The organism is Isoptericola sp. AK164, from assembly GCF_029643425.1.
GTDB lineage: Bacteria > Actinomycetota > Actinomycetes > Actinomycetales > Cellulomonadaceae > Isoptericola > Isoptericola haloaureus.
On the sequence record NZ_CP119106.1, the window covers coordinates 3,555,451 to 3,576,703 of the forward strand.

Annotated in this window: 18 protein-coding genes; 9 read left to right on the top strand and 9 right to left on the bottom strand. The window is 72.6% G+C overall.

Annotated elements, in window-relative coordinates; translation table 11 throughout:
- The first annotated feature begins 99 nt into the window (after window positions 1-99).
- Window positions 100-2,313: a SpoIIE family protein phosphatase gene (locus PO879_RS16195; protein ID WP_278235886.1), complete on the top strand. Its 2,214-nt coding sequence runs from the start codon at window positions 100-102 to the stop codon at window positions 2,311-2,313.
- Here PO879_RS16195 and PO879_RS16200 read toward each other — a convergent pair.
- Complete coding sequence (locus tag PO879_RS16200) at window positions 2,283-3,710, bottom strand: CCA tRNA nucleotidyltransferase (protein WP_278237573.1); 1,428 nt, start codon at window positions 3,708-3,710, stop codon at window positions 2,283-2,285. The two genes, PO879_RS16195 and PO879_RS16200, sit on opposite strands and share 31 nt — an antisense overlap.
- 192 nt (window positions 3,711-3,902) lie before the next feature.
- Here PO879_RS16200 and PO879_RS16205 point away from each other — a divergent pair, with 192 nt between their 5' ends.
- The 8 genes from PO879_RS16205 (at window position 3,903) to PO879_RS16240 (ending at window position 14,224) form a co-directional block, all read left to right on the top strand.
- Complete coding sequence (locus PO879_RS16205; RefSeq protein WP_278235887.1) at window positions 3,903-4,505, top strand: NUDIX hydrolase; 603 nt, start codon at window positions 3,903-3,905, stop codon at window positions 4,503-4,505.
- Between the two features lie 10 nt (window positions 4,506-4,515).
- Window positions 4,516-6,636 carry a DUF6049 family protein gene (locus PO879_RS16210; RefSeq protein WP_278235888.1) on the top strand — a complete coding sequence of 707 codons (2,121 nt, stop codon included), beginning with the start codon at window positions 4,516-4,518 and terminating at the stop codon, window positions 6,634-6,636.
- Window positions 6,633-8,369, top strand: coding sequence for a lipid II flippase MurJ (locus tag PO879_RS16215; RefSeq protein ID WP_278235889.1), 1,737 nt, complete (start codon window positions 6,633-6,635; stop codon window positions 8,367-8,369). Before PO879_RS16210 ends, PO879_RS16215 begins: the two co-directional genes overlap by 4 nt.
- A gap of 58 nt (window positions 8,370-8,427) precedes the next feature.
- Window positions 8,428-10,284, top strand: coding sequence for a hypothetical protein (locus PO879_RS16220; protein WP_278235890.1), 1,857 nt, complete (start codon window positions 8,428-8,430; stop codon window positions 10,282-10,284).
- An 82-nt stretch (window positions 10,285-10,366) separates the two neighbouring features.
- The gene (trxB, locus tag PO879_RS16225; RefSeq protein ID WP_278235891.1) at window positions 10,367-11,380 is read left to right on the top strand and encodes a thioredoxin-disulfide reductase; all 1,014 of its coding nucleotides are present in this window, start codon (window positions 10,367-10,369) and stop codon (window positions 11,378-11,380) included.
- Between the two features lie 22 nt (window positions 11,381-11,402).
- Entirely contained in the window at window positions 11,403-11,729 is a 327-nt protein-coding gene (gene trxA, locus PO879_RS16230) for a thioredoxin (protein WP_278235892.1), read from the top strand.
- 237 nt (window positions 11,730-11,966) lie between these two features.
- Complete coding sequence (locus PO879_RS16235) at window positions 11,967-13,202, top strand: PLP-dependent aminotransferase family protein (RefSeq protein ID WP_278237574.1); 1,236 nt, start codon at window positions 11,967-11,969, stop codon at window positions 13,200-13,202.
- Window positions 13,203-13,231: 29 nt separating this feature from the next.
- Entirely contained in the window at window positions 13,232-14,224 is a 993-nt protein-coding gene (locus PO879_RS16240; RefSeq protein ID WP_278235893.1) for a D-alanine--D-alanine ligase, read from the top strand.
- A 939-nt stretch (window positions 14,225-15,163) separates the two neighbouring features.
- On the opposite strand, the gene PO879_RS16245 is transcribed toward PO879_RS16240, so the two are convergent.
- The 8 genes from PO879_RS16245 to rpmH all read right to left on the bottom strand — a co-directional run bounded on the left by PO879_RS16245 (window position 15,164) and on the right by rpmH (window position 20,939).
- Complete coding sequence (locus PO879_RS16245; RefSeq protein WP_278235894.1) at window positions 15,164-16,456, bottom strand: ParB/RepB/Spo0J family partition protein; 1,293 nt, start codon at window positions 16,454-16,456, stop codon at window positions 15,164-15,166.
- A gap of 111 nt (window positions 16,457-16,567) precedes the next feature.
- A complete protein-coding gene (locus PO879_RS16250; protein WP_278237575.1) occupies window positions 16,568-17,485 on the bottom strand; it encodes an AAA family ATPase in 918 nt (305 codons plus the stop codon).
- A 344-nt stretch (window positions 17,486-17,829) separates the two neighbouring features.
- A complete protein-coding gene (gene rsmG / locus PO879_RS16255; RefSeq protein WP_278235895.1) occupies window positions 17,830-18,468 on the bottom strand; it encodes a 16S rRNA (guanine(527)-N(7))-methyltransferase RsmG in 639 nt (212 codons plus the stop codon).
- A gap of 148 nt (window positions 18,469-18,616) precedes the next feature.
- Window positions 18,617-19,141: a R3H domain-containing nucleic acid-binding protein gene (locus tag PO879_RS16260; protein ID WP_278235896.1), complete on the bottom strand. Its 525-nt coding sequence runs from the start codon at window positions 19,139-19,141 to the stop codon at window positions 18,617-18,619.
- A gap of 10 nt (window positions 19,142-19,151) precedes the next feature.
- Window positions 19,152-20,099, bottom strand: coding sequence for a membrane protein insertase YidC (gene yidC, locus PO879_RS16265; RefSeq protein ID WP_278235897.1), 948 nt, complete (start codon window positions 20,097-20,099; stop codon window positions 19,152-19,154).
- A 49-nt stretch (window positions 20,100-20,148) separates the two neighbouring features.
- Window positions 20,149-20,442 carry a membrane protein insertion efficiency factor YidD gene (gene yidD / locus PO879_RS16270; protein ID WP_278235898.1) on the bottom strand — a complete coding sequence of 98 codons (294 nt, stop codon included), beginning with the start codon at window positions 20,440-20,442 and terminating at the stop codon, window positions 20,149-20,151.
- Entirely contained in the window at window positions 20,439-20,798 is a 360-nt protein-coding gene (rnpA, locus tag PO879_RS16275; protein WP_278235899.1) for a ribonuclease P protein component, read from the bottom strand. The genes yidD and rnpA overlap by 4 nt, the downstream gene beginning before the upstream one ends.
- A 3-nt stretch (window positions 20,799-20,801) precedes the next feature.
- Complete coding sequence (gene rpmH / locus PO879_RS16280) at window positions 20,802-20,939, bottom strand: 50S ribosomal protein L34 (protein WP_278235900.1); 138 nt, start codon at window positions 20,937-20,939, stop codon at window positions 20,802-20,804.
- Window positions 20,940-21,253 lie beyond the last annotated feature (314 nt).

A 21,253-nucleotide genomic window follows, 5' to 3' on the forward strand; every position in this document is an offset into this window, starting at 1 on the left:
GGACCGCCCTGTGGACAGGCAGGTCCGGTGCGCCGCATCATATGGTTCTCCGGATCGTCCGACGACGTCCCGGTGGAACGTTGGGGGAAGGGTCAGGGCATGCCGCAGTCACCGTCGTCACCGACCGACATCACGACGCTCGCTCGTGACCTGCTTCCCGCGGCCCACGACCCCGAGAAGGTGGTGACCGGCGGCGCCGTGCTCCTGGTCGACACCAGGACCCACGACATCGTCGACACCAACCCCGTCGGGGCCCGCATGGTCGGCGGCCTGGAGCTGCCGACCTCGTTGAGCACCTGGTGCGCGGCGGCGGGCCTGTCGGTGCAGGGCGGGGAGACCTCGGCCAGCGAGGCCCTGGCCGGCGCCGTCGACGGCAGCTCCGGCGTCGCGGTCCTCTCGGCGCGGCACAACACCCCGGACGACCTGTGGGCCGTCGGCGTCTCGCTCGCCGGGGCACCCGGCACGCTGGCGAACCGGGCGATGCTGGTGCTGCTGCCCGGCACCGGCCTGACGGAGGCGGTCCCGGCCAGCGAGTTCGACGGCCTGCAGCGGCGCGCGGCCGTGGCCAGCCATCTCAGCTTCACCATCTCCGACCCGTCGCTGCCCGACGACCCGCTGATCTGGGTCAACCCGGCGTTCTGCCGCGTCACCGGGTACACGACCGACGACGTGCTGGGCCACAACTGCCGGTTCCTGCAGGGCGAGGGCACCGACCGCGACACGGTGGACCGGATCCGCGCCGCGCTGGCGGCGGGCGAGGCGGTCGGTGAGACCCTGCTGAACTACCGCAAGGACGGCACGCCGTTCTGGAACCAGGTGGTCGTCTCCCCCATCCACGACGACGAGGGCAACGTCACCCACCACGTCGGCATCCAGACCGACGTGACCGACCGGGTGCACGCCGACCGGCTCCAGGCCCTCGAGCTCGACGCCGCGAACCGGCAGACCGACCGCCTGCGGCTGCTCGCGTCGATCACCCAGGAGCTCGTCGACCTGTTCGACGAGGAGTCGGGCGCTGCCGTGCTGCCGGCGCTCGTGGCCCCGCACTTCGGGAGCTGGTGCGCCGTGCTTCTCGTCGACGAGTCCGGAACGCCGCGGATCGTCCACGCCGCGGCCCGGGACCCGCAGCGGGCCGACGACATCAGCGCCCTCGAGCGGTCTCACCGCTGGATCGTGGAGTCACCGACGGTCCTCAAGGTGCTGCAGACCGGGACCGACGAGATCTCCGAGCCGTTCCCCGTCGACGTCGACTCGCTCCCGGCGCGCACGGACCCCGCGGAGCTCGCCGCGCTGCGCCGGCTCGGCCTCGGCTCGGCGATGGTCGTCCCGCTGCGCGGCCGCGCCGGGGACATCGGCGTGCTCATCGTGGTCAGCGAGAACGGCGACGTCGGCGCCGCCTTCCCGCCCGCCGACGCCCGCGACATCGTGGCGCTCGGCGCCCGCGCGGGACTCGCCCTCGACAACGCCCGGCTGTACCGCCGCGAGCAGCAGACCGCCCTGACGCTGCAGCACAGCATGCTCCCGGAGATCGTCGAGGCCCCCGGGCTGGACTGCGCCGCGCTGTACGAACCGGCCTCCGTCGGTGCCGACGTCGGCGGCGACTGGTACGACGTCGTGCCGCTGCCGGACGGGCGGGTCGCGATGTCCGTCGGCGACGTCGTCGGGCACGACATCCGGGCCGCCGCGTCGATGGGTCAGCTACGGTCCGTCCTGCGCTCCGAGGCCTGGTCAGGACTGTCGGCCCACGAGGTCGTCGGCGGGATCGACGACCTCGTGCGCGGCCTGCAGATGGCCGACATGGCCACGTGCGTCTTCGCGATCCTCGATCCGCCGGACGACGCCGGGAACCGCCGGATCACCTACACCCGGGCCGGGCACCACGCCCCGCTGCTGCTGCACTCGCGCGGCGAGGTCGAGAAGCTCGAGGGGGCGCTCACCACCCCCGTCGGGGCACCGCTGCTGACCGAGTCGGTGCCGGAGGCCTCGACGGTGCTGCACCCGGGCGACTCCCTGGTGCTGTTCACCGACGGGCTGATCGAACGACGCGACCGGTCCCTGCGCACCCAGCTCGCCGAGCTCCTGTGGTGCGCGGGCGAGGTCGACCCGGACCTGGACGCGGCCGGGATCCGCGACGCGATCGTCGAGGCTTGCGCCGACGGCACCCAGGAGGACGACACGTGCATCCTCGTGGTGCGCAACATCCCGGCAGAGTCGTCGGGCGAGGCCGACGTGGAGCTCGTCGACCCGGGCGAGGACCGCACCGGCTCCCGCCGGGCGCCCGGTCAGTCCTGCCGGCCGGCCCACCAGGACTGAAGCTCCGCGGCGGCGCGCTCCGCGCCCAGCGGCCCGTGCTCCATGCGCAGGCCCAGCAGGTGCCGGTAGGCCTGACCGACGACCGGTCCCGGTCCGACACCCAGGATCTCCATGATCTGCGTGCCGTCGAGGTCGGGCCGGATCGAGTCGATCTCCTCCTGCTCGCGCAGCCGGGCGATCCGCTCCTCGAGGTCGGTGTAGGCGTCCGCGAGCCGCTTGGCCTTGCGCCGGTTCCGGGTGGTGCAGTCGGCCCGGGTGAGCCGGTGCAGCCGCTCCAGCAGCGGGCCGGCGTCGGTGACGTAGCGGCGGACGGCGGAGTCGGTCCACGCGCCGTCGCCGTACCCGTGGAACCGCAGGTGCAGCTCGACGAGCCGGGAGACGTCCTTGACCACCTGCTTCTCGTACTTCAGGGCACGCAGCCGCTTGGCCGTCATCTTCGCGCCGACGACCTCGTGGTGGTGGAAGCTGACGCCGCCGCCCGGCTCGAACCGGCGCGTGGCGGGCTTGCCGATGTCGTGCAGCAGCGCCGCGAGCCGCAGCACCAGGTCGGGGCCGGGCACGGCGCCGTCCGGCCCGGTCTCCTGGGCGATCGCCTGGTCGAGCACGATGAGGGAGTGCTCGTAGACGTCCTTGTGCCGGTGGTGCTCGTCGATCTCCAGGCGCAGGGCCGGCAGCTCGGGCAGGACGTGGTCGGCCATCCCGGTGTCGACGAGCACCTGGAGCCCGGCGCGCGGCCGGTCGGCGCAGAGCAGCTTGGACAGCTCGGCCTGGACCCGCTCGGCGGACACGATCTCGAGCCGGCCCGCCATCGCGTCGATGGCGGCGCGCGTGGCGGGCTCGACGGTGAAGCCGAGCTGGGCGGCGAAGCGCGCGGCCCGCAGCATGCGCAGCGGGTCGTCGTCGAACGACCGCTCGGGCTCGATCGGCGTGCGCAGCACCTGCTCGGCGAGGTCGGTCAGCCCGCCGAACGGGTCGACGAACGTCAGGTCCGGCAGCCGCACCGCCATCGCGTTGACGGTGAAGTCCCGCCGGGACAGGTCACCGTCGAGCGTGTCGCCGAAGGCGACGACGGGCTTGCGCGAGTCGGGGTCGTAGGAGTCCGAGCGGTAGGTGGTCACCTCGACCACGACGTCGCCGGCGGGCTCGCCGTCGCCGTCACCGGCCCCCCGGGCGAACCGGCGGGCGCCGATGGTGCCGAACTCCTTGCCGATGTCCCAGTGCGCGTCGCCCCAGCGGGCCAGCAGGCGCTGGGTCTCGTCGGGCGTCGCGGACGTCGCGAAGTCCAGGTCGGCGCTGGTCCGGCCGAGGAAGGCGTCGCGGACGGGGCCGCCGACCAGGGACAGCTCGTGACCGGCGGCGGAGAAGATCTCGCCGAGCTCGACGGCGGCCGGCGCCATCTGCGCGAGCACGCCGAGGGCTCGGCGCAGCAGCGCCGCGGGAGCGGGAGAGGCAGGGTTCGACACGACGGTCCATCATCCCAGATCCCGCCGTCGGGCGCGTACCCGCCCGCCCGACGCCGTCCGCCGACGAGCGGGCGGGCCCCGACCGGCGGCGTCGGGACCGGCGGGTGAACTCGGTAGGGTAGGCCCATGTCATCTGCGGTACCGGCACCCGGCGCTCCCGAGGAGCGCCGATCCGTGCCGGTACCGGTCCCTCCGGGCGGGCATCCGCTCAAGGTCGACCCGGCCCGCCTGCGTCGTCGGACGGCGCCGAGCACCGTGGGGAGCACCGGCCACCTGCCCGTGGTCGACGAGACCTCGGCCGGGGGCCTCGTGGTCGAGCGGCACGTCTCGGGCCACCGGGCGGCGGTGATCCTGCGGCGCAACCGTGCCGGTCGCCTCGAGATGTGCCTGCCCAAGGGGCACCTGGAAGGAGCCGAGACGCCGGAGGAAGCCGCGGTGCGCGAGATCCGCGAGGAGACGGGGATCCAGGGGACGGTCCGCCGCACCCTCGGCGTCATCGACTACTGGTTCAGCGGCGAGGACCGCCGCGTCCACAAGGTCGTGCACCACTTCCTGCTGCGGGCCGACGGCGGGCTCATCACGGCCGCCGGGGACCCCGACGGCGAGGCGGAGGACGCCCGCTGGATCCCGCTGACGGAGCTGCCCGACCGGCTGGCCTACCCGAACGAGCAGCGCCTGGCGACGACCGCCCTGCAGGTCCTGACCCGCACCCCGGACCTGGTCGAGTGAGGGCCAGCGCGTGACCGACACCCGCACGACGGGCGCCCGCAGCCGCGTCCTGCTCCTGCTGCTGTCCGCCCTGCTGCTGGCGGCGCCCCTGGTGCTCGTCCCGCCCGTGCCGGCGTCCGCGCACGAGGACGTCCACGCCGAGATCGTCCGGATCTCCCCCGTCGTGGTCGGTCCCGACGACACCCAGGAGGTCGCCCTCCGCGTCACGAACGACACGGACGCCGAGCTCACGGGGCTGACGGCGGAGCTGGGGGTGGGGTGGCGCCCGGTGACGACCCGTGCGGGCGTGGCCTCGTGGGCCGCCGGGGAGTCCGGGCTGGCCGCCACGCAGCTGCGCGAGCCGCTCGACCCCGTGCCACCGGGTGAGTCGGTGCAGACCACGCTCTCGCTCGACGTCCGGGCCCTCCGCCTCGGCGAGGCCGCGCCCTGGGGGCCGCGGCAGATGTCCGTCCGGGTCGCGGACGGCTCGACCACCCTCGAGCTCCTGCACTCGTTCCTCCTCTACGACCCGGGCACCGGCGCGGCGTCGTCGGACCAGGCACCGCCGCCGCCGGTCTCCCTGACGGTGGCCGCACCGGTGACCGGCCCCGTCTTCGACCCGGCGGCGCCCGAGGACTACGCGGACACCGTGGTCGACCGGTCCGCGCCCGGCGCCCGGTACGACCGGCTCCTCGCGGCGGCCACGTCCCCCGTCGGGGCGCTCTCCCTCGCGGTGGACCCCGCCGTCGTCGCCGCCGCGGAGCAGTCGTCCGACGACGACGCGACCGCGTGGGCGGACCGGCTGCGGCGGTCCGGCGGGCCCGGCGTCGTCACGCTGCCCGTCGGCGACCCCGATCTCGCCGCGCTGACGCACGCCGGCACCGGCGCCTCCACGGTCGCCGAGATCGCGGAGGGCGGCGGCGCGCTGCCCGAGTCGTGGTCCCCGGCGGACGACTGGGGGCCACGGGTCGCCTGGCCCGCCGGCGCGCTGGACGCACCGACGCTCGGGACGGCCGCGCGGGCCGGCGCCGGCGCGGTCGTGGCCGCCGAGGGGGCGACGCTGCCGGACGACGCCGTCGGCGGGGTCGGTGCGGCGACGGCCGCCGGCGGTCAGGTCCCCGTCGCGGCGGCGGACCCCGTCCTCGGCGCGGTGCTCGGGTCCGCGACCGGCTCCGGGCGGTCCGTCGACGAGCCGGCCGCCACGGTGCAGCAGCTGCTCGCCGACACCGCCGTCCTCGCCGCGGACGCGGCCGCGACCGGGGGCGCGACCGCCGTCGTGGCCGCCCTCCCCCGCGGCTGGTCCCCGGACGTGGCGACCTTCGACGCCGTGCTCGGCCCCCTCGCCGAGCAGAGCTGGGTGGAGGTCGTCGACCTCACCGCGGCCCTGGCCGACCCCGCGGCCGAGGACGTGCCGGCCGAGGCCGCCGACGAGGCGGTCGCCGAGGCCGAGCTCGCCCCCGGCGTGGTCCGCGACCTCGTCGCGGCCTCCGACGACGTCGCCGCCTTCGCCACGGTCGCGGCCGACCCGGACGAGCTGACCGCGGGGGTCGACCGCGACCTGTTCGCCCCGATGTCGGTGGCCTACCGCGACGACGTCGAGGCCCGGACGGTCGCCGTCGGTCTCGCCGAGGACCGGGCCCGGCAGGTGCAGTCCGGCATCAGCGTGCTGGACCGTGCGGACGTGCTGCTCATCAGCGACGCCGGCGACCTCCCCGTGCGGGTGCGGAACGAGCTGCCGGTGGACGCCCGGGTCACCGTCCGGCTGCGGCCCGACGACCCGCGGCTCGTCGTCGAGACGGTCCCGGAGATCGTCGTCCCCGCCGGCGAGTCGCGCGACGCGCAGGTGCGGGTGCGCGCCATCGGCTCCGGTGACGTCACCCTCGACGTGGAGGTCACCGCGCCCAGCGGCGTGGAGGTCACCGCGCCGACCGAGTTCGCGCTGAGCGTGCGGGCCGGGTGGGAGACCGTCGGGACGGCGGTGATCGCGGCGGGAGTCGGTCTGCTGTTCCTCACCGGCATCTGGCGCACGGTGCGCCGCGGACGCTCCGACCGGCGCACCACCGGCGAGCAGGTGGCGGAGTCCGCCGTGCCGACCGACCGGCCCCGCACCGTGCCATCCCAGGACGCTTCTCCGGAGGACACCGAGTCATGACCACCGATCCCCCCGAGCCGGGGACCCCCGGGGCCGGTCCGGCCGGGCCGGACGACACCGCGTCCGGGTCGACGGCGGACCCGCAGGGCGTGCGCAAGGCCAGCCTGGGCAGGGGGTCGCTCGCGATGTCGCTGGGCACCGCGGCCTCGCGGGCCTCCGGTCTGGTGCGCACGATGCTGCTGGTCGGTGCCGTGGGCGCCGTCGGCACCGTGGCCAACGCGTTCGACATCGCGAACAAGCTGCCCAACATGCTGTTCGCGCTGATCTCGGCGGGCTTCCTGCAGTCGGTGCTGGTGCCCCAGATCATGAAGGCGATGTCGGCGCGCAACGCGCGCGAACGGCTCGACAAGCTGCTCACGATCTCCGGGCTGGGTCTGCTGTCCGGGACGATCGTCCTGGTGGCGGCCGCTCCGCTGGTCGTGCACATGATGACGCTGAGCGACGCGTGGACCCCGGAGGCCCGTCAGCTCGCCGTGGTCTTCGCCTACTGGTGCCTGCCGCAGCTGTTCTTCTACGGCCTGTACACGCTGCTGGGCCAGGTGCTCAGCGCGCACGGCCGGTTCGCGGCCTACGGGTGGGCGCCGGTGGCCAACAACGTCGTGTCGATCGTGGGGTTCGGGGCGTTCATCCTGCTGTTCGGGCAGGCGCCCGCCGCCGGCCTGGGCGACGTCGAGGCGTGGACGACCCAGCAGACGCTCCTGCTGGCGGGCACCGCGACCCTCGGCATCGCCGCGCAGTCGGCGATCCTCGTGCCGGCCCTGCGCAAGGCGGGCTTCCGGTGGGGGTTCCGGCTCGGCCTGCGCGGCATCGGGCTGCGGTCCGCCGGCAAGGTCGTCGGGTGGACGATCGGCGCCGTCGTGCTGGAGCAGCTCGGGGTCATCTACCTCACCAACGTCACCGGCGCGGCCAGCCAGCTCGCCGAGGACCTCGGCGAGGTCGCCGGCGGTCCGGCGGCCTACACCCAGGCGATGTCGATCTACCTGCTGCCGCACTCGCTCGTCGTCGTCTCCATCGTCACCGTGCTGTTCCCCCGGATGAGCGCCGCGGTGAACGCCGGCGACCTGGCGGCCGTGCGCCGGGACATGTCGCTGGGCCTGCGCTCGGCCGGCATCTTCTCGGTGTTCTCCGCCACGGCGCTCGTCGTGCTCGCGTTCCCGCTGACGAAGGCGCTGCTGCCGTCGGCCTCCGAGATCGAGGTCGAGGCGATCGCGCCGATCCTGCGGGCGATGGCCGTCGGCACGATCGCGCTCGGCGGCACGGTGCTCGTGCGCCGCATGTACTTCGCCTTTGAGGACGGGCGCAGCATCTTCGTCATCCAGGTGATCGCCACCGTCGCGCTCGTCGCCGGGCTGTTCGTCGCGACCCAGACGCTGCCGTTCTCGGCCTGGGCCACGGCGGCGGGCGGCTCCTTCGCGCTGGCGACGTGGATCTCGCTGCTGCTGCGGATCCGCGGCATGAACCGCAAGCTGCACGGCATGGACGGCCCGCGGGTGCTCCGGCTCTACGTCCGGGCGTCGCTCGCCGCGCTCGTGGCCGGCGGCCTGGGATGGCTGACCATCCACCTGATGGACGCCTCGGCCTCCTCCTCCTGGCCGTTCGCCCTGCTCGGGACGGCGGTCGGGGGCCTGGTCATGGGCGTCGTCTACCTCGGGCTGCTGAAGCTGATGCGGGTGCGCGAGCTCGACGACGCCCTGGCCCCGATCACCCGTCGGCTCCGCCGAGGCGCCGCATGACGGGCCGCTCCCTCTACCATGGTCCGCAGGAACCCCACACCCCCACGGAGGCCGACAGGTGACCACCGCCCAGCCCGGGACCGTCATGGTCGACCGTTACCGGCTGAACCAGCCCGCCGCCACCGACCTGGCGGCAGCGGAGGCCTGGGACGCCCACGACCAGATCCTGGACCGTCCGGTCCGCGTCACGTTCGTCGGGGGGCCGCAGGCACCGGCCGCGCTGGACGCCGCCCGGCGCGCCGCCCTGGTGGCCGACCCGCGGCTGTGCCGCGTGCTCGACGTCGGCACCACCGACCTCGGGACCGGTGAGCAGTCCTACGTCATCACCGAGCCGTACGCCGGAGAGTCCCTGACGCACATCGTCTCGCGCGGGCTGGTCGACGCCCAGCAGGCCCGCGCCCTCATGGGCGAGGCCGCCACCGCTCTCGAGGCCGCTCGGCAACGGGGCGTGCACCACCTCGCCCTGCGCCCGGAGGCCGTGCGGGTGGACGGCCACCGCGTCGTCGTCACCGGGCTCGGGATCGACGCCGGGCTGGCCGGGGTCGAGGCCACGGAGAGCGACGCCGCCGCCCGCGACGCCCGTGGTGTCGTTGCTCTGGGCTACTACGCGCTGACGGCGCGGTGGCCCGGCGAACCCCTCGACGTGGACTGGATCGCCCCGGACGCCGTCCGCCCGCTGCCCGCCCAGACCGGGCCCGACGGCGTGCTGGCCGTGTCCGAGCTGGTGCCGCACGTCGACGAGCAGATCGACGACCTCGTGCGCCGCACCTTCGGGACCGGTGGCGGGGCGCCGGAGGGGCCCGGCGACGTCGTCGCCGCCCTCGAGCCGTGGGGCCAGGTCTCGGTCCTGGGATCGCTGCCGCAGTTCGTCCAGCCGACGCCGGAGCGCCCGGTCCGGTCCTCCGTGCTCGGCGCGGGCAGCCCCGCCGGTGCCGAGAGCCTGCCCGGCACACCGCCGCCGGCACCCCCGGTCCGTCGTCCGTCCACCGGGCGCATCGCCCGGGGTGCCGCCGTCGGGACGGCCGGTGCCGCAGCGGGCGCCGCCTACGCCGCGAACGGCGGCCACCCGACCGCGCCCGCGCCCGGGTACGGGCAGCAGGCCCCCTACGGTCAGCAGGCCCCCCCGGCCGCACCGGGGCAGGCTCCCGGTCAGGTGCCTCCGCCGCCTCCGGGCCCCGGGTACGCACCGGCCGCCGCGACCGGAGCGCCGCCGTCCGGTGCGAGCCCGGCCACGGGTTCGTTCGGCTCGACGGCGGCACCGAAGCGACGCGGCGTGAACCCCACCCCGATCGTGCTGGCACTCATCCTCGTCGGCGTGGTGATCGCCGCCGTGTGGGCCGTCGGCCAGGCGCTCAGCCCGTTCGACACGAGCCCGCCGCCGGCCGCCGAGGCCTCGCAGACCCCGACCGCGGACCCGAGCGAGGGCTCCGGCGAGCAGTCCGGCGAGGAGTCGGCCGAGCCGGAGCCGACCGAGGAGGAGAGCCCCGAGGTCCGCCCGATCATCGAGGCAGGCAGCGAGATCGACCCGCTCGGCAACGGCGAGAAGCCGGAGAAGGTCGAGTTCGCCTACGACTCCGACCCCTCGACGTTCTGGCACACGTACACCTACCAGAACGACCCGGTCTTCGGCGGCTTCAAGGAGGGCCTCGGCTACGAGGTCGAGCTGCGCGAGCCCGCCCCCGTCACCGAGGTCGAGCTGAACACGAACAGCGAGGGCGGGTCCTGGGAGCTGCGGCGCGTCACCGCCGACGACCCGGAGGGCGGTGAGGTGCTCGCCTCGGGCGCCTACTCCCCCGACACCGTCATCGAGCTCGACGAGCCCGTCGTCATGGACGGCTTCGTGCTGTGGACGACGGAGCTGCCGACGTCGGCGGGCGAGTTCCGTCTCGAGCTCAACGAGATCACCGTGTCCTGACCCCTCGGAATGCCGGGGCCGGTCCACGACGTTGCCACCAGGTGCCGGCCTCCGACCGGTTCCCAGACTTCCAGGAGAGATTGTGACCGACCAGTCGAACAGCCAGGACGCCCCGGTGCGCGACATCGTCATCGTCGGGTCCGGCCCCGCCGGGTACACCGCAGCGATCTACGCCGCCCGCGCCGGCCTCGCGCCCGTCGTGGTCGCCGGCTCCGTGACCGCCGGTGGTGCGCTGATGAACACCACCGAGGTGGAGAACTACCCGGGCTTCCCGCCCGGCATCCAGGGGCCCGACCTCATGGACGCGATGCGCGAGCAGGCCGAGCGTTTCGGTGCCGAGGTGCTGTGGGACGACGCCGAGACGCTCGAGCTCGACGGCGACGTGAAGACCGTGGTCACCGGCGGCGGCAAGACCTTCCGGGCCCGCGCCGTCGTCCTCGCCACGGGCTCGGCCTACCGCGAGCTCGGCCTGCCGGAGGAGAAGCAGCTGTCCGGCCGCGGCGTCTCCTGGTGCGCCACCTGCGACGGGTTCTTCTTCCGCGACCAGCACATCGCCGTCGTGGGCGGGGGCGACTCCGCCATGGAGGAGGCGACCTTCCTCACCCGGTTCGCCGCCAAGGTGACGGTGGTGCACCGCCGCGACGCCCTGCGCGCCTCCAAGATCATGGCCGACCGCGCCATGGCCGACCCGAAGATCGAGTTTGCCTGGAACAGCGAGGTCGTCGGCATCGAGGGCGAGAACAAGGTCTCCGGCGTCCGGCTCCGGGACACCGTCACCGGCGAGGAGCGCGACCTCGACGTCACCGGTCTGTTCGTCGCGATCGGGCACGACCCGCGCAGCGAGCTGCTGGCCGGACAGGTCGACCTGGACGAGGACGGCTACGTCCTCGCCGAGGGCCGTTCCACCCGCACCAACCTGCCGGGTGTCTTCGCCTGCGGCGACCTCGTCGACCACACCTACCGCCAGGCCATCACCGCCGCCGGGTCCGGTTGCGCCGCGGCGCTCGACGCCCAGGCGTACCTCGCCGAGCTCGCCGACATGTCCGAGACGGACCCGGAGGACCTCCCGGCCGCGCTCGACGCCGTCGCCGGCTGACCCACCCCACCGAAGGAGACACATGCCTACCGTCGCCGTCACCGACGACACATTCCAGACCGAGGTCCTGGAGTCCGACGTCCCCGTGCTGGTCGACTTCTGGGCGACCTGGTGCGGCCCGTGCCGCATGGTCGCGCCGATCCTCGAGGAGCTGTCCGACGAGTACGCCGGCAAGGTGAAGATCGCCAAGCTGGACACGGACGCGAACCAGGCCACCGCCATGGCGTACGGGATCACGTCGATCCCCACGCTGAACGTCTACGCGGGCGGCGAGGTCGTGAAGTCGATCATCGGCGCCCGCCCCAAGCGCGCCCTCACCGACGAGATCGAGAGCGTGCTCGCTTCCTGACGCACCAGCCGCACGCCGTCCCGGCGTCGTCGTGCACAGCGGCCGTCCCCGTGGTCCACGGGGGCGGCCGCTGTCGTTCCACCCGCGCGACCACGACCGCACCGTGACCCGCTCACGAGACCTTCACGGGCGGCGTGGGACACTGGCGGGGTGACTGAGCAGAATCGCCTCACCGAGCAGACCTCCGGCACGCGCCTCGACCCCTGGTTCGGCGCGTACGCAGAGCGCACGCGCGGGATGCGAGCGTCGGAGATCCGCGCACTGTTCTCGGTCGCCAACCGCCCGGAGGTCGTCTCGCTGGCCGGCGGCATGCCCTTCATCGAGGGGCTCCCCCTCGACGTCATCGGCGAGGCGATGGACCGACTGGTCCGGACCAAGGGCACCAGGGCGCTGCAGTACGGCTCGGGCCAGGGCGAGGAGTCCCTGCGCGAGCGCATCACCGAGGTCGTGGCGCTGGAGGGTGTCGAGGCGCACCCCGACGACATCACCGTGACCACCGGCTCCCAGCAGGGCCTGGACCTGGTCACCCGGATCTTCATCGACCCTGGTGACGTGATCGTCGCCGAGGCCCCCTCCTACGTCGGCGCGCTCGGCGTGTTCCGGTCGTACCAGGCCGACGTCGTCCACGTGGAGCTCGACGCCGACGGTCTCGTGCCCGCCGCCCTCGAGTCGACTCTGACGGAGCTGGAGGCCGCGGGCCGCCGGGTCAAGATGCTCTACACGATCCCCAACTTCCACAACCCGGCCGGCGTGACGATGTCGGTGGAGCGTCGCCCCCAGATCCTCGAGATCTGCCGACGCCACGGGGTCCTCGTCGTCGAGGACAACCCCTACGGCCTCCTCGGCTTCGAGGCCGACCCCTACCCCGCGCTGCGGTCGTACGACGACGACGGCGTGATCTACCTGGGCTCGTTCTCCAAGACCTTCGCCCCCGGGTACCGCGTGGGCTTCGTCATCGCCCCGCACGCGGTCCGCGAGAAGCTCGTGCTCGCCTCGGAGTCGGCGATCCTGTCGCCGTCGAACGCGTCGCAGCTCGCCGTCGAGACCTACCTCGACACCTGCGACTGGCGCGCCCAGATCAAGGACTACCGGGAGATGTACCGCGAGCGACGCGACGCCCTCGTCGGCGCGCTGGCCGAGCACATCCCGTCGGCCAGCTGGAACGTGCCGGTCGGCGGCTTCTTCGTCTGGGTCAAGCTCCCCGAGGGACTGGACGCGAAGTCGATGCTGCCCCGCGCCGTCACCGAGCGCGTCGCCTACGTGCCGGGCACCGCCTTCTACTTCGACGGCCAGGGCGCGGACCACATGCGCCTGTCGTTCTGCTTCCCGACGCCGGACCGCATCCGGGAGGGTGTGCGCCGCCTGGCCACCGTCGTCAACGCCGAGTCCGAGCTGGTCCAGCTCTTCGGCACGACGGCGCAGCCCGACGACGACCCGACGGACGTCGAGAACCCCTCGCCCAACCTCGCGTGACCCTTCCAGCCTCTGAGGTGACCACTCGCATGACTGCCCCCGCGTCCGACGCCTCCCCCGTGACGCCCTCGTCCGGAACTGTCGGACCTGTCGTGATTCTCGCCGGCGGACTGTCGCACGAACGCGACGTCTCCGTCCGGTCGGGACGTCGCGTCGCCGACGCCCTGCGCGAGGCCGGCGTCGAGGTCCTGGTGCACGACGTGGACGCCGACCTCCTCCGCTTCCTGCGGGACACCGACCCGGCCCTGGTCTGGCCGGTGCTGCACGGGGCCAGCGGCGAGGACGGTTCTCTGCAGGACGTCCTCGCGCTGGCCGGCGTCCCCACCGTCGGGACCGGTCCGCGCCAGAGCCGGCAGGCCTGGAGCAAGCCCGTCGCCAAGGCGGAGCTGCTGCAGGGCGGACTCAGCACGCCCGACTACGTGACCCTCCCCCAGGCACTCTTCCGGGACCTCGGTGCGCAGACCGTGCTCGACATGATCGTCGACCGCCTGGGCCTCCCCCTCGTGGTCAAGCCCGTGCAGGGCGGATCGGCGCTCGGCGTGACCCGTGTGGACGACGCCGGCCGCTTCCCTCGCGCGATGGTCGACTGCTTCTCGTACGGAGACACGGCCCTCATCGAGCGCGCCGTGGACGGGATCGAGGTGGCCGTGTCGGTCGTGGACGGTCCCGACGGGCTCGAGGCGCTGCCAGCTGTCGAGATCGTCACCAGCGGCTCCTACGACTACGACGCGCGCTACAACCCCGGTCCGGTCGAGTACTTCACGCCGGCTCGCCTCGACGCCGAGGCCGGACGAAAGGTCGCCGAGGTCGCGCGGCGTGCGCACGAGATCCTCGGGCTCAAGCACCTCTCGCGGACCGACATCATCCTCGACGCCGACGGCACGCCGCACGTGCTCGAGGTCAACGTCTCCCCCGGTCTCACCGAGACGTCGCTGCTCCCCCAGGCCGCCGAGGCCGCCGGGTATTCGTTGTCCGCGCTCTACCGCCGGATCGTGGAGCACGCGCTCGTCCCCGCCGGCTGAACCCGCTGACGCTGCGTCGCCGGTCACCACCGCCCGCTGTTTCACGTGAAACAGCGGGCGGTTCTCTGTTCCGACCGCGACCGCCGAGCCGCACGGTTTCACGTGGAACGCGTGGATCTGTGGTTTCCTGACCGCCGTCCGCGCGATCGCTCCCGCGCCAGGCCGGGTGGCCCAGGCACCGACGCCTTGTCGCGCCACACGCTCTGGGGCCCGCCCCGGACGCGGGGCTCCGTGCCGACTCCGGACCCCGACGGATCCACGCCGGAACCTGGCGGCCTGCTCCGGCGGCGAACACCGTCGACGGATCGCGGCCACACGGCCTCCGGACTCCACAGGCCCGACGGTCGGCGCCGGCGGACGTCATCGTCCAGCAGCCCGTCAGCCGTCGGTGGGGCTGAGCGTCGGCGGACGTCGAACCCTCGGCGAGCTGCCCGCACCCCGCCGGCACGGAGCAGCTCGCTGGACCGCACGATCCGCGCACCGGAGGACCCGGGGTGCTGGACCACGGCGTCGGCGGCCGCCGCCGGGGCGAACCTGTCGCCGGTCGATCGCGACCCAGGTGCAGCACGGCTCGGCCTGCGGATCGTCGGCGACGCGTGCGGCCCGAGTCGCTCCACACCTCCGTCCCGCTCCCCTCCGCCGCGCTCTTCGCTCCTCCGACCCGCTCCTCTGCCTCGGCCGTGTGCACGTCCCCGACGCGATGACTGCCGGGCCTGGGCGGGCGGGCGCCACGACTCGCGCCGCGTGCGCACCGGCTGATCCGCTCCGGTGGAGGCGCCGCCCACCCAGCGCAGGACCACGAGGGTCGACTGCCCGGCAGTCCCCGGGGACGCTGCGTAGCGCTGCTCGTCGTCGTGCGGCAACAGCCGAAACCCGACGGGGACGACACGGGTTGCTGTTTCACGTGAAACAGCGGCCCGTGTGGTGCGGCAGTCGCCTCTACTCCGAGGTCTTCAGGACTCCCGGGTCCTCCGGCGCCATCACCTCGAGGATGCGGTTGAGGTCCTCGACCGAGGCGAACTCGACCGTCATCCGTCCCTTCGTCTTCCCCAGGTTCACCTTCACCCGCGTCTCGAAGCGGTCGGACAAACGCGACGACAGCTCGTCCATCGCCTCGACCCGCTGTCCGGCCCGCGGCTTCTTCCGACGCGGGGCCTCGTCGTCCGCGGCCTGCATGAGGGTGACGATCTCCTCCGTCGCCCGGACGGACAGACCTTCCGACACGATGCGCTGCGCGAGCCGCTCGATCTCCGCGCCGTCGGTGAGGCCCAGCAGCGCGCGGGCGTGCCCGGCCGACAGCACACCGGACGCCACACGCCGCTGCACGAGCGGCGGCAGACGCAGCAGGCGCAACGTGTTCGAGATCTGCGGGCGGGAGCGAGCGATCTTCGCCGCGAGCTCGTCGTGCGTGCATCCGAAGTCGTCCAGCAGCTGGCGGTAGGCCGCGGCCTCTTCGAGCGGGTTGAGCGCCGCACGGTGCAGGTTCTCCAGCAGTGCGTCTCGCAGCATCTGCTGGTTGTCGGTCCGTCGCACGATCGCCGGGATCGTTTCCAAGCCGGCCTGCTCGGCAGCACGCCACCGACGCTCACCCATGATCAGCTCGAAGCCGCCGTCGGTCTCCGGATCGGGGCGCACGACGATCGGCTGAAGGATGCCGATCTCCGTGATCGAGTCGACGAGCTCGTCGAGCTCTCCCTCGTCGAAGACCGTCCGCGGCTGCCGAGCGTTCGGGCGGATCGCACGCAGCGGAACCTCGGCGAACTGCGCGCCGGGCACCGGCACCAGACCGTCGTCCGGTCCGGAAGCATCGACGGACCCGCTGTCGCCGGCGCTCGATGCCCCGCGATCCTCCGACCGGTCCGACTCCCCCGCGTCGAACGCCGAGGCGGGGTCGTCGGGGGCATCGTGCTCGGACACCTCGTACTGGGGAACCGTCCGGTCCGCCTCGGCGGGGAGGTCCTCACCCGTCGTTCCTCCAGGGCGCGTCGGGGTCGAGCTGATCGACAGCCGTCCGCCGGCGATGGCCGAGTCCCATGACGCCGATCGACGACCGGTGCGTCCCGCGCCGGACTCCTCGGAGTCCGTCGCGCTCCCGGCCGAGGCCGTCAGCACGTCGCCCGTGCGGCCGTCCTCCCCACCCGAGAAGAAGACGTCGGTCGGGTTCTCCTGGGCCGGCCCTTGGGGGATCAGCGCACCCAGCCCCCGGCCCAGCCCGCGCTTCTTCTGGCTCATGCTCCACCAGCCTCCTGGTCTCGAACGGGATGAGGATTCGTGTCCGTGCCGCGGCGACGCGGCGTCGGCCGCACGCTGTCCATCACCCTGGTGTCCCCGATCCTACGCGCGTCACCGCAGGTCAGCGCGTTGAACGGCATGCTCCGCCATCTCCCGAGCGGCCTCGAGGTAGGCCAGCGCACCGGTCGAACCCGGGTCGTAGGTCATCACGGTCTGCCCGTGCGACGGCGCCTCGGAGATGCGGACGGACCGCGGCACCGTGGTGCGCAGCGTCTGCTCCGGGAAGTGCGTCCGGACCTCCGCGGCGACCTGCTGCGCCAGGTTCGTCCGACCGTCGTACATCGTCAGCAGGATCGTCGAGACGATCAGGTCCCGGTTGAGGTGGGACTTGATGAGCTCGATCGTCTTCAGCAGCTGGCTCAGACCCTCCAGTGCGTAGTACTCGCACTGGATCGGGATCAGCACTTCCCGACCGGTGACGAAGGCGTTCACCGTGAGCAGTCCGAGGCTCGGCGGGCAGTCGACGAAGACGTAGTCGATCGGGCCCTCGCCGCGGGCGGCACGCTCGTCGAGATAGGTGTCGAGAGCCTTGCGCAGCCGGGTCTCGCGGGAGACGAGAGAGACGAGCTCGATCTCGGCACCGGAGAGATCGATCGTCGCCGGCACTCCCCAGAGGCCCTCGACGTCAGGGCACGCCTGGACGGCACCGGACAACGGAGCCTCCTCGACGAGCACCTCGTAGATCGACGGCGTCCCGGCCCGGTGCTCCAGTCCCAACGCGGTCGACGCGTTGCCCTGGGGGTCGTTGTCGATGACGAGCACCTTCAGCCCGGCACGTGCCAGACCCGCGGCGAGGTTCACCGTCGTCGTCGTCTTGCCGACGCCGCCCTTCTGGTTCGCGACCGTGAGGATGCGCGTCCGCTCCGGTCGGGGAAAACGACGCCCGTCCAGCTCGATCCGTCGGCGTGCGTCGAGAGCCAGCTGCGCCGCGAGCGGTGTGCTGTCGTCCATCTCGGGCACGGAATCCATCAGTGCCTCTCGGTGGGACTCCGGCGACGGGGCCGGGATGTCGTCGATCGCCCACGCCCCGTCCCCTGTTTCACGTGAAACGAAGGCCTGCCCGTCACCGGACGCAGATCCGTCTCGACCGTCGTCGGACGGGTAGGGCGGCCGATCGGAGCTCATGTTCACGGGGTCGATCCTCCAGGTCGCATCAGGCGTTGACCAGTGCCGCGAACACTCTACGGCCTCGGTCGTCGCCACGCGGCGCTGACACCCCCCGTGGGCGCGACGAGATGCTATCGATCTGGCGACGTCGCCAGGAGTGCGTGCCCGTCACCGGCGCCACGGTTTCACGTGAAACGAGGTTGCCGTCAGCGGCGACGGATGCGCACCACCGTCGTCGACTCCGCGCCCTCGACCGTCCGTCCCTCGAGGATCTCGGGCTCGGCCGCCTTGTACTTGCGGAGGACCTTCCGCGCGGGCTCGATCTCTCGCTCGACGCTCCGTCCCTTGAGGACCACCATCTCGCCGCCGGGGCGGACCAGGGGCAGAGACATCCGTGCCAGCTTCGACAGCGCCGCCACCGCACGGGACGTCACGGCGTCCACCTCGAACGCACCGTCGTACTCCTCGGCCCGCCCGTGCTTGACCACGACGTTGGAGAGCCCGAGATCTTCGGCGATCTCCGACAACCACGTGGTCCGTCGCTCCATCGGCTCGACGAGGAACACCTCGGCGTCGGGACGCATGATGGCGACGACGATGCCGGGCAGACCCGCGCCCGAACCGATGTCCGCCACCGAGGAGGCGGACGACAGGAAGGGAACCACGGCGGCCGAGTTGAGGATGTGCCGCTCCCACAACCTGTCCACCTCGCGCGGCCCGATGAGCCCGCGCACCTCCCCCTCCTCCAGCAGCCGCCGGTGGTAGCCGGCCACCAGGTCGTAGCGGTCACCGAAGAAGTCACGCACCGCCGCGCTGGTCCCCAGCACCTCGTCCGCATCCGTCATGTCGCCCATCCTGGCACCTTCCGATCCGTTCGCCATCGTCGTCCCACCGTCCGCACACGGTCCGCTCCCCGCACCGGTCCCCCACCACCGTGCTCGCACATGACGAGGGCCCGCCGTTTCACGTGAAACGGCGGGCCCTCGTCGGAGGTCAGCCCTGGTCCGCAGCCCGGGGCGGATGCACCACGACGTGCCGGTGGGGCTCGACACCGGCCGAGTCGCTCACCAGGCCCGCCTCGGCGACCGCGTCGTGGACGACCTTGCGCTCGAAGGCGTTCATCGGCTCCAGCGAGAGCGGCTCGCCCGAGCTGCGCACCTGGTCGATCGCCTCGGCGGCCCGCTGCTGCAGGGCGTCACGACGCCGAGCCCGGAAGCCGGCGATGTCGAGCATGAGGCGACTACGGTCCCCCGTGCGGGCCTGCACCGCGAGGCGAGTGAGGTCCTGCAGGGCGTCCAGCACCTCGCCGTCCCGGCCGACCAGCACGTCCAGCGCCTCGGGCCCGTCCTCGGAGACGACCTCGACGACAGCCCGGTCGTGCTTGATGTCCAGGTCGATGTCGCCGTCCAGGTCGACGATGTCGAGGAACTCCTCGAGGTAGTCGGCCGCGATCTCGCCCTCCTCCTCGAGGCGCGGGACGAGATCGGAGGTGCCCTCCGGCGTCGTGTCCGTGGTCATCGCGCAGACCTCATTTCTTCTTCTTCTGGCGGTTCTTGCGCACGGGCTGCTGACGCTGACCCTGCGGCTTCGGGGGCTCGGGAGCCTTCTCCTCCTCGACGACGATGCCCTTCTTCGCCGCCTTGGCCGCCCGCTTCTCCTTGAGCAGACGCTCCGCCTCGGAACCCGGGGCCGGCATGCGCTTGATCGTGTAGAACTGCTGCCCCATCGACCAGAGGTTGGTCGTGGTCCAGTAGATCAGCACACCGACCGGGAAGTTCACGCCCGAGATCAGGAAGATCAGCGGCAGGACGTACAGCAGCATCTTCTGCGTGTTCGCCATCGGGCCCTCGAGCGCGGCCTTCGGCATGTTCTTCATCGTCAGCTGACGCTGGGTGAAGAACGTCGTGGCGCTCATGGCCACGATGAGGAACAGGATGACGATCCGGACGCTCCAGTCGTCCGTCTGCAGGAAGACGTCGGAGAGCTGAGCACCGAACAGGTCGGAGTTCTCGATGTCCGCAGCGACCGGCTGGTCGATGGGACCGATCGGGTCCTGCGTGCCGGACGCGATGTTGCCCAGGTTGTAGAGCAGGCGGAACAGGGCGAAGAAGATCGGCGACTGCAGCAGGATCGGCAGGCAGGACGCCATCGGGTTGGTGCCGTGCTTGCGGTACAGCTCCATCGTCTCCCGGCCCATGGCCTCACGGGACGACGGGTCGGTCTTGCCCTTGTACTTCTTCTGGATCGCCTGCAGCTCCGGCTGCATCATCTGCATCCCGCGGGACGCCTTGATCTGCTTGAAGAACAGCGGGATGAGCAGGATCCGGATGACGATCACGAGCGCGACGATGGACAGGACCCAGGCGAAACCCGGACCGTCCTGGAATCCCAGCGCCATGAACAGCTGGTGCGACCCGTACATGATCCAGGCCACGACCCACTGGATGGGGTACAGGATGGTGTCGAAAAACCCCATGTGTCTCCTCTGTCGTAAAAGCGTGTCCGGGTGGCGCGTTCCCGGGAGGTCAGTGCGTGTGGGCGCCGCGGTGCTCGTGCCGAGCCGGCGGCACGTCGTCGACGCCGCCCAGGCTCCAGGGGTTGCACCGCAGGATCCGCCACAGGGCCATCCCGGTTCCGCGCAGCGGACCGTGACGCCGGATCGCGATCACCGCGTACTGCGAGCAGGAGGGGAAGTACTTGCACGTCGGGCCCGTCCACGGGGACACGACCGCCTGGTAGACGCGGATCGCCCCGACGAGCACGGCCACCGGCAGCGCACGGGCGATCTCGCGGCCGCGGGAGAGCACGGCGCTACTCATCGGACACGCTCGTCGGCGCGCCGCAGCACCGTGGCGGTCGCCCGCTCCACGTCCCGCGAGAGGTGGGCGTAGTCAGCCGTCGCGGCGCGCGGCAGAGCCCGCAGGACGACGAGGGCGTCCTGCGGGAGATGCTCGAGCTGCCCGGACGCTGCACTGCGCAGCCGGCGCTTGACGAGGTTTCGACGAACGGCATTGCCCACGGCCTTGGACACGACAAGACCGACCAGCGGCCCTCCGTCCTCCCCGGGGACCCGGGTGAGGTGGACGACCACGGTCGATCGGCCCGCGCGCGCGCCGCGGCGCACCGCCCGTTCGAAATCGACGGAACGGCGCATGCGGTGCGCCGCGGGAAGCATGGCTCAGGCAGAGAGCTGCGCGCGGCCCTTGCGGCGGCGGTTGCCCAGGATGCTGCGGCCGGCGCGGGTGCGCATGCGCAGACGGAAGCCGTGGGTCTTCGCACGACGGCGGGTGTTCGGCTGGAAGGTCCGCTTGCTCACGAGGTACTCCAAGAAACGTCGGGGAGGCACACCGTCAGTTCCTCGACGATGTCGGTCAGGTTGCAGGGCGACCACTGCCGGGGCAATGTGTCGACCGGGCCGACCCGGGGTCCGCGCCGGACGAGGGCGCGCGAAAGTACCTGGAACGGCTGTCCGACGTTACGCCGTCGGACAGCGTCAGGTCAACTGGGGCCGACGTGACGACGACGACACGAGGGCCCGACGGGCCGCCGTCGTCCACACCGATGTCCACAGGCTCCACAGGGTGTGGAAAACTATGTGGACACCGCACACGTACCAGTCCGGAGGAAGCC